Origin of the sequence: Pedobacter sp. (assembly GCF_040513095.1) — a bacterium.
Classification (GTDB): Bacteria; Bacteroidota; Bacteroidia; order Sphingobacteriales; family Sphingobacteriaceae; genus Pedobacter.
In genome coordinates this window covers 1-6,251 of the sequence record NZ_JBEVDX010000095.1, presented here as the reverse complement: position 1 = coordinate 6,251, position 6,251 = coordinate 1, and the positions used below count along the sequence as shown (strand labels likewise).

Annotated in this window: 6 protein-coding genes and 1 pseudogene; 2 read left to right on the top strand and 5 right to left on the bottom strand. The window is 42.0% G+C overall.

The window, feature by feature from the left end; translation table 11 throughout:
* Positions 1 to 231 (bottom strand): hypothetical protein (locus ABWY16_RS11630; protein WP_353904814.1); only part of this gene is annotated, 231 nt, incomplete at its 3' end.
* 493 nt (positions 232 to 724) lie between these two features.
* Between ABWY16_RS11630 and ABWY16_RS11625 the strand changes: the two genes are divergently transcribed.
* Entirely contained in the window at positions 725 to 1,063 is a 339-nt protein-coding gene (locus tag ABWY16_RS11625) for a hypothetical protein (RefSeq protein ID WP_353904813.1), read from the top strand.
* Between the two features lie 91 nt (positions 1,064 to 1,154).
* Positions 1,155 to 1,751 (top strand): magnetosome magnetite crystal formation protein family, encoded by a 597-nt coding sequence (locus ABWY16_RS11620; protein WP_353904812.1) that lies wholly within the window; start codon positions 1,155 to 1,157, stop codon positions 1,749 to 1,751.
* Between the two features lie 4 nt (positions 1,752 to 1,755).
* Here ABWY16_RS11620 and ABWY16_RS11615 read toward each other — a convergent pair whose 3' ends face one another.
* The 4 genes and pseudogenes from ABWY16_RS11615 to ABWY16_RS11600 all read right to left on the bottom strand — a co-directional run.
* Positions 1,756 to 3,327, bottom strand: coding sequence for a family 20 glycosylhydrolase (locus ABWY16_RS11615; RefSeq protein ID WP_353904811.1), 1,572 nt, complete (start codon positions 3,325 to 3,327; stop codon positions 1,756 to 1,758).
* Positions 3,328 to 3,363: 36 nt separating this feature from the next.
* The gene (locus ABWY16_RS11610) at positions 3,364 to 4,035 is read right to left on the bottom strand and encodes a carbohydrate-binding family 9-like protein (protein WP_353904810.1); all 672 of its coding nucleotides are present in this window, start codon (positions 4,033 to 4,035) and stop codon (positions 3,364 to 3,366) included.
* A 10-nt stretch (positions 4,036 to 4,045) separates the two neighbouring features.
* Positions 4,046 to 5,857 carry a RagB/SusD family nutrient uptake outer membrane protein gene (locus ABWY16_RS11605; RefSeq protein ID WP_353904809.1) on the bottom strand — a complete coding sequence of 604 codons (1,812 nt, stop codon included), beginning with the start codon at positions 5,855 to 5,857 and terminating at the stop codon, positions 4,046 to 4,048.
* A 10-nt stretch (positions 5,858 to 5,867) separates the two neighbouring features.
* Positions 5,868 to 6,251: pseudogene (locus ABWY16_RS11600) on the bottom strand (SusC/RagA family TonB-linked outer membrane protein); the annotation flags it as partial.

Sequence of the window (6,251 nt, the reverse complement as noted above, 5' to 3'; positions counted from 1 at the left end):
GTTGGCCACCGTAATAATAAGCCTGTCATTTGCCTTGATCGCCGAAGTAACTGTTTCTTTCCCATGTACCAGGATAGTAATACTGCCATGATGGAAGTGAGTATTGGCATAATCCTGTACCGGATGCTCTATTCTGGTTTCGTTTTCTACGACCATCAGTAAATAATAGTGGTGATTTTCAATAGCAGCATGGTCAATAAAACAGCCAGATCTGCTACTTGATTCAGTCAACTCACCAAAACGGTAAATGTATAATGGTTTGTACCTATCTGCGAGTACTTTTACAAATGCTGCAAACTCTTCTTTCTTGTCATTTATAGGCTTACATGAACATAATCCGTATGTCGAAAAGTCAAAAAGTTCATTTTTTCCTGTTCATGAAATCGCGGAATAAGAAACTGGTATCAGTAGGCATTTTCATTTGGATAAATCATAGCATTAACTGAAGGTTAGAACGTTCTATACAAACTGTCTTATAATGATATTACTTGACAAATGTACAGTAGTAAATATTGTGTTTTAAGAGTTTCGACTGATTTTACTTGACAGACTAATCTTAGAAACACACTATTTGGATGAAATGAATTGAAAACATGGTTCAAAGGCAGTCGCGTCATCGCGACAGCTTTATTATTACCTAAAAAAGTCACAGTACTAACATAATCTTGCTTAAATGTTAGGATAATATGCTAAATTAACTTCAGCAAATATTCTGCGTAATACAATGAACAATTTCAATCCCAAAGACTTTGAACCCATCAGAAGGATTGCCCTTCAATTTCCCAACGCTGCTGACAGTCTTTCACACTATGATACACCTTCGGTTAAAATCAAAAAGCACCTGCTCTGCCGCCTGAATGAAAATGGAGAATGGATTGTAATCCGCACAGATTTTGAAAGTCGTAACGGGTTTCTGGAGCAATATCCAGACAGCTGCTTCATCACTCCGCATTATCAGAATTATCCATATATCTGTCTGCATGTAAAGAATTACAGCAATGAACTCGCTAAGGCTATCCTGGAAAGTGGCTTCAATGCAATCACCACAAAGAAGAAAAAGTAGACTTCAACTGCTTTGCCGTAATAATGCCGCAAATATGTCGCAATAAAAAACTAGCCTATTAATCTACGTTTACAGCATCTAACAGACGCTTATGAAAAACACTGAAATGGGACAAAGGATTAAGGAACTGCGAAGCCGTAAAGGATTTAGTCAGGAACAACTGGCAGAAATTGCTCAGATTAATCTGAGGACAGTACAAAGAATTGAAGGGGGAGAAATTGAAGCCAGGGCCGATACATTGAAACGCATTGCGAATGCGTTGAACGTTGGTCCTGATGAACTGATCGACTGGGCCGAAAAGGAAGATAACGGATTCCTGGCATTTCTTAATATTTCAGCCTTATGTTTCATCGCATTCCCCTTATTGGGAATTATCATTCCGCTATCAATCTGGGTGCTTAAAGAGGATAAAATCAAGAATATTGCCCAGGTAGGAAAACGTTTGGTAAATTTTCAGATTACCTGGTCAATATTTACTTTCCTTTTCTATACCGCTTTCATATTGTCCAGAATAATGCATTTCCATCTCCCTCTTCCAAATATTAATGGACTGGGGGGACCGGCGCTGGTATTTATTATGATACCAATTTTTTATCCGGTTAATGTTTTAGTTATCATAGTCAATTCTATCCGGTCATATCAGGGAAAAGAAGTGTATTATCTGCCTGCATTTAGATTTTTGGGGTAGCAAACTACTTCAATCGCTGCAGCCTGGCACGCAATACATTGATCTTAGCATTCCGCAACTCATTTTCCTGCACAATCTCTGCAGGATATAAAGAACCCGTATTCAACTTGGTAAATCTTTTATCTAACTCTTCCGGATGCAATGCTTCAAGTTCTTTCAGTAATTGAACCAGTCCGGCTTCCGTCATTTCAGGAGCATTTGCCCTTGATTCGATTAACTGATAAGTTAAGTACTGCACTCTTATAGCAGTCATCAACCGGTAATGCTCAAATTCTTCTGCATTTTTTAAAGGTCGCAACCTGTCAAGCTCTTTCAACGCCATCTTAGTGCTGTCCAATAGCTGGCTGATACTTAAATCTGTGCCAACAGGCTTCCCTTGTGTAACTTCGAATGGCGTTGCAGTAATTGCCTTCCAGAACAGTGCTGAACTGTGGGGATCTAGACCATATTGTGTTTTACTGTAGCTGGTAACAAATTCGGCAACGTCAAGTGGTTTGCTGGATTTGAGGCTTTCTTCGAAAGCAGAAACCAGCATCTTAAATCCACTGATCGGATAAACGCGTCTTATTGCATACAAGTCTACCACATCAGTTGTGCTTTCCAATACAGATGAATATAACCCTGAGGTTGACCATGAGGTCATGATCATCCCCTTATATCCCATTTTCTCTCCGAAGGGAACGAATTCCTGGATGTTTCGGAAATGTTTGGCCCATTGGGTAAGAAAAAAATTATCAGGATGACTGCGGATAGCCGGTGATCCCCATATTTCAAATCCACTTTGCATTAGCTGCTGGTGGTCGCCAAATTTATTCATATCCCAGCCATAGTTCCAGTCGATAAAGATGGTTTCCTTTGGCAGTCCCTTAAGCGCTTCCGGATATTTCAAAGCGATATCTGCCCAAAGCACAGGTCTCTTACCAAGGCTCACAACAGTTTCACAAAGCATTTTTATATAATCACCATACAGCCTGCCCATCCCGACAGCTTTGACCTTTTTTTTGGATTCTTCAGAATGGCCCAGGAGATAGGTCTCATCGCCACCAATGTGAATATATGGAGAGTGATGAGTAGAGATGAGATCTTGGTATAGCGTGGTAAAAAGTTTCTTCGTTTCAGCTTCTTTCAGCGGATTTACCTGGGAGTAGTCTTTCTGATCTTCCCTCAGCTCTTTGTACTTTGGATTTCTCAGGATATATTCCACATGACCAAAGCTTTGCTGAAGCGGGATCACATCGATATGTAAGGAGTTACAATACCCGATAAAAGAAGTCACCTCTTCGCGGGTGTAAGCATAGCGGTTTGGAATCAGTGGTTCATCTTTGAAAGGATACGTTCCCTCCCACTCCATCACCAGCGTGTTTATGCCATTTTTACTCAGTTGCAATACAAAATTTCTTAGTGCCGGCATAGGCATAGCCTGGATACGGAGATCCAGATGAAAGCCCCGCACCTTAAACCGTTCTGATTTATCCGGAGCTGGGATCTGCAAATTTAGCCTGGGAGCCTGAATTGCCACTGCTCTGATATAAGCACTGGCCATAAGCATTATTAGCAATAGTGTTCTTTTTTTCATAACTCCATCTTTATTGTTGTGTTATCCTGTACGCAATTAAGGTGCTAAATCTTCAAAAGATACTTTTTTAAAAAATTGAGGCTGATGAAAATCTGGTTCATCCGTTTGAATAGCATTCCAGATTAGATAATGCGGCTCAAAAAGTTTATCCCCGCATTTATAAACATTTGCGCGGGCAGGTTTACCTTCAAGGCTTTTAAGGTCACTATGACAAAAGACAGCCAGTGGAATATCGATGGTAAACGTCCATTGATAATTATTCTCTTCCGGAAGATATACTCTCCACGCCAACGCATGTGTGATGGTTTTGATGAGGTTTTCAGGGATCCGTTGCCTGTCATGCCTGCCTGGACCATAAGCCGCCAGACACGTACCCAATGCATTAAATTCGAGGTTATAATAATTGGGATCTTCACCAAAGGCGATAAAAAGTTCAACACAGCTGTCTTCACTTACCGGATCGTAGGTATTTTTATAATCTGCCTTAAAATAGGGTTCTGAGATATAATACTTCAGACAAATGGAGTCTGCCGTATAACAGATCACAAAAGAAACCTCTGGCATGATCTGAAGATTACCCCATGTGGAGGCCTCCAGGTTTTCCTTTGGCAAACCGTCTAAAAAGGTTTCGCTGACCACTAAATTATTATGCAGGGAACCATTGTAAAATGGTATCCCTGCTATTATATCCTGTTCTAAATCTTTCATGAACAATATATTACCAACCTGTGTTTTGTGTTAATGCTTTATTTAATGAGATTTCTGATGTAGGAATCGGCCATAATACATCGCGCGCCTGCGCATTAGTAAACGCCAGTGCACCAAATTTTGTTGCGGTAGAAGCATTAGCTGCAAACTCAGCAGCTACAGCCGTCATTGTAGTATTGAATATCCCCCATCTTACCAGATCACGCTTTCTTAATGATTCAAAGCACAATTCACGTGAGCGTTCATCCTGTATAGCCTTAAGGAAAGTAGCTGCACTTGCTGTCTGAGCAGCTGTAAGATTTGCATCGGCAGTTTTAGTGATTGTTGCAATAGCAGCCGCACCAGTACCTCCACCACCGCTAAAGGCCACAGTAGGTGCAGAGGTATAAAACTGACCGCCTCCAGTAATGGTAACTGCTGTTACCCTTCCGCCGGATACAGTAGCTGTCGCCGTAGCAGCCGTAGTTGCACCACCACCAGTGATAGTCACCGTTGGTGCTGCGGTGTAGCCTGTACCCGCAGTGGTAACGGCTATTGTACTCACTGTTTCTCCGTTTAACGTTTTGCCATAACCTCTTCTTCTTACCTGATTTACTGCATCGATTGCAGCGGCTGTTGGGCCATTCAGTGCATTATCAGCTTCTGCGTACATTAACAGAACATCAGAGTAACGCAGCAGTCCAAAGTTCTGGCCACCACCATTTTTATTGACAGGTGTTGCGGTTTCATACTCCCTGCGGTATTTAGCGCCATTACGCTCATAAATTTGCGCTGCTGTCCAGTTTGTTTTTACAGCGGGCGAGCCGGAGAACCTGTAAGTTGCGATAGCCCAGTCACGGCGTAAATCACCAGTAGCGAAAGAAGAATATAACCGGCCTGTAGTCTGGGTATAACCATAAGAATAAGGCGAATTGGCATCTGCTGTTTGTAAAATACCGTTATTACTGCCTGCACGGCCAATCTCCAGTGCTGAAGCATCGTTGAAAAACTCTACCTCCCAAATACTTTCCTTTACGTCATACTTGTCTTGTGCATAATTGATAAATACCTGCTGAAATGAAGGGTTCAGGGCATGATATCCCTGATCGATCACTTTTTTAGCCCAGGTCCTGGCATCATTGTACTTTGCAGCATCATTCAATGGTGCACCTGCCATGTATAAACTTACCCTCGCAAGAATACCCTGTACTGCTGATTTATTTACCCTTCCGCCAAAACCTACCGTTTGCGCTGTATTTACCAGACCTTCAGCGGTTACCATATCGGCGTAAACCTGATCGTATACTTCTTTAACAGAGGATTGTGCAACATTAACATCACTTGCGGAGGCAGAACTTGCCGACTTCAAAATGAGTGGTACTTTACCGTAATTGCTGACCAGGATGAAGTAATAATAGGCCCTCAGGAACAATGCTTCTCCTTTAATAACACCCCTGCGGGTTTCGTCCATTACAGGTTTATCTATGTTAGCAAGCAGTACATTGGCACGGTTAATTGCTTCATAAAGTACTTTCCAGTTTGCTGTAATGTAAATATCTGTTGGATCTGCTGCCATTACAGCTACTCCGGTTTTAGCGGTTGAGATTCTGTAAAAGCCCTCATCACCATCCAGGGCCAGACGCGCAATCATATAATCGCCATAAAGGCCGGTCTGTGCGAGTTCATCATAAACACCGGTCAGTGCGGTATTCAGCTGGCTTTCGGTAGCATAATAATTGACTGGGGAAAGCGAATCCACGGGCGTGGTATCAAGAAATTTCTTGCAGGAGTTAAAGGTTAAAAGGATAACCATGCTGCCTAAAACGTATATAATTTTTTTCATAATCAGTATTTTAAAACGATGCGTTAAGACCAAAAACCAAAGTGCGTGCATAAGGATAAGCCGAATAGTCAAAGCCTGGCGTTAATGCAGAGTTCTTGGTTGATACTTCCGGGTCCATACCTGTGTATTTGGTAAAGGTGTACAGGTTCTGTGCTGCAGCGGTTACGCTCAGGCTTTTCATGTGAAGTTTTTGTGTAAACTGAGTTGGGATAGTGTAGCTCATTGAAACGGTTTTCAGTTTCAGGAATGAACCATCCTCCAGTGTGCGTGTGGAGTAATATCCTAACGGTCCCTGGCCACCCGCCCTGTACAGTGTATTGCTTGGGTTAGTTTCTGTCCAGCGGTTTGCATAGCTTGCATACTGGTTTAAGTTATAACTCGCCCTGGCATTGCC